The following is a 2,938-nucleotide window of genomic DNA, read 5'->3' on the forward strand; positions in this document are numbered from 1 at the left end:
AAAAATTACATGACATTATTAGATAATATGATATAATTTTTTATATATGTTGCTTACCCTTGTCATTAAAAATATAGCCATTATCAAAGAACTTGAATTGTCGTTTGACAGCGGGCTTGTCGTTCTAAGCGGCGAAACGGGCGCCGGCAAGTCTATAATAGTTGACTCGCTTAATTTTTTATTAGGCGCGCGAACGGACAAAACGCTTCTAAAAAGCGGAGAACAGGAAGCATTTGTCCAGGGCGTTTTTAAAGTAAATCCAAATATCCAAGAACAACTAAAATCTTTGGGCATCCCAAGCGAAGACAACACCGTTATAATATCCCGAACATTAAACCAAGAAGGTCGGACCGAATGCCGCGTCAACGGCAGCCTAGTCACGCTGGGCATGCTTAGAAATATCACAGAATCAATGGTGGACATTCACGGCCAGCATGAGCACCAATCGCTTTTAAAGCCCAAATTCCACCTAAAACTATTGGACGCGTATATTAAGGATTTGGACGGGCTAAAGGCCCAAGTGGCCAATCTTTATCATGAATACAAAAAACTTGCCTTTGAGTTAAGTTCTTTCGGGATGACGGACGCCGAAAGGGAGCGCATGCTTGACCTTTTAAAGTTCCAAATAGACGAAATCACCCAAGCCAATCTCAAAGAGGGCGAAGAACAGCAGCTGTTGGACGAGCGCGCCAAGATTATTAATTTTGAACGAATAATGCGCGGGCTGAGCCACTCTTACGAGTTTTTGGGCGGCGCAAACGGCGCCAGCAATCTTGTATCGGAGGCGGTCAGCGCTTTGGGCGGCATTTCGTCCTATGACCCCGTTTATCAATCGTTATACGACAGATTGCAATCCGTCCAATACGAACTAGACGATATTGTCGCCTTGCTAAAAGACAACGCCGAAAGCTTAAACTATGACGAAAAAACGGCGGACAAGATAGAAAGCCGCCTTGACCAAATAAAAAACCTGAAGAAAAAATACGGGGCTACTTTGCAAGAAATCAATCAATTTTTGCAAAAGACCCAAAACGAATACAAAAGACTTTCCTCAAGCGCCGAGATTATAGAACAACTAAAAATTGACATAAAAAGAATAGGCGAAGAACTATACCAAAAAGCCGCGCTATTGTCCCAAAAAAGAAGGGAAGGCGCAGCCGAGTTTTGCAAGGATGTAAAAAGCGAGCTTAATGATTTGGGGATGTCGGGAAGCTCGTTTGAGATACAGTTTTCGGACATTCCCGACCAAGACTCGTTTGTCGATGTAATCGGGGCGGACGGTTTTGACAAGGCGGAGTTTTATTTTTCGGCGAATTTAGGCGAGCCGTCCAAGCCTTTGGCAAAAATCGCCTCGGGCGGCGAGATGTCCAGGATAATGCTAGCCCTAAAAATGATATTGTCCAAGCACGACGATATAGACACCATGATTTTTGACGAGATTGACACGGGCATAAGCGGCAAAATAGGGCAAGCCATCGCCAATAAGCTGGCGTGCGTGTCAAGGGCGCGCCAAGTAATTACCATAACACACTTGGCGGGCATATGCGCCATGGCGGACCATAACTTTTTGATTTACAAACAAGAAGACGGCGGCAAGACTTATACCAAGGTCCAAAAACTTGACCGAGAAAAGACCATAAAAGAAATCGCCAGGCTTTTGGGCGGGCATGAGACAAGCGCGCTGTCTTTAGAACACGCCAAAGAACTCAAAGAGTGGAGCGATAATTTCAAACAAAATCTTTGATTTTATTTTTTTCCCAAGTTTTTTTAATGACCAATATTTAGAAACAAATACTTTGAATTAAAATTCCTTTGCTGACCAAAACTAAGAATACTCTAAATTTAATTTTGCGAGGTTAAGGTATGGCGCGAATTTTAAAGACAAGTATTTGTTTTTTATTTGCGGTTTTATTGACCGCATTAATTATAAATATAGCAAAAATTACATATCAAGACAGTCTTTATATTTCTTGCGAGCTTAGCGCGAGCGCCCAAGCCAAAAAGCCCGAACAGGTTTACTTGGGCGGCATGCCTATCGGAATGACTATTAAGTCCCAGGGCGTGATTATCATAGGCGTAACCGATATAACGACCCCGGACGGACAACTCGCCCCGTCCAAAGCGGCGGGGCTGGCGCCGGGCGATATTTTGGTAGAAATAGCGGGCGAGGCAATAGACAACGTGGTTTCTTTGGACCAAATAATAAACAAGCAAGAAAACGCGGGACAAAAATTGGTTTTAAAATACATAAGAAACAACAAGCAGCTGACAACCCTCATCACGCCGGCTTGCGACGCCTCAAGCGGCAGGTACAAATTAGGGCTGTGGATAAGAGACAGCGCCGCGGGCATAGGCACAATAACCTTTATGAAACAGACCAAGCACGGCTATTATTTTGGCGCGCTGGGACATCCCATTTGCGACCCCGACACTTTAACAATGGTCCCGGTAAGAAGCGGCGATATATACAAATGCAGCATAATCGGCATCAAAAAAAGCCAAAAGGGCGCGCCCGGCGAGATAAAAGGCGTATTCCTAAAAGAAGGCAAAAGGTTAGGTTCAATCAAGAAAAACAACAAGTTCGGGGTCTTTGGCGTAATGGATGACAAAATAGCCAATCCGTTATATCCCAAGCCCGTTGAGATATGCAAAAGGCGCGCGGTAAAACCCGGCAGGGCCAAAATAATCGCCACCATAGACAATGAAATCAAAGAGTATGACATAGAGATCATTAAAACAAGCTTCCAAAAAACCAGCGAAGAAAAAAGCATGGTTATAAGGGTTATTGACGAGGAGCTTATCCAAAAGACAGGTGGGATAGTCCAAGGCATGAGCGGCAGCCCCATAATCCAAAACGGCAAGCTTGTGGGCGCGGTAACCCATGTGTTTATCAACGACCCGACAAAAGGTTTTGGCGTTTATTTGGATTGGATGATTG

1 protein-coding gene and 1 pseudogene are annotated in these 2,938 nt (G+C 44.2%); both read left to right on the top strand.

Annotation, left to right across the window (positions count from 1 at the left end; translation table 11 throughout):
* Positions 1-46 precede the first annotated feature (46 nt).
* Positions 47-1,744: pseudogene (gene recN, locus GX756_03420) on the top strand (DNA repair protein RecN).
* 119 nt (positions 1,745-1,863) lie between these two features.
* On the top strand, positions 1,864-2,938 hold a 1,075-nt coding region (spoIVB, locus tag GX756_03425), incomplete at its 3' end, for a SpoIVB peptidase (GenBank protein ID NLC16909.1).

This window comes from Clostridiales bacterium (assembly GCA_012512255.1).
Lineage (GTDB): Bacteria > Bacillota > Clostridia > Christensenellales > DUVY01 > DUVY01.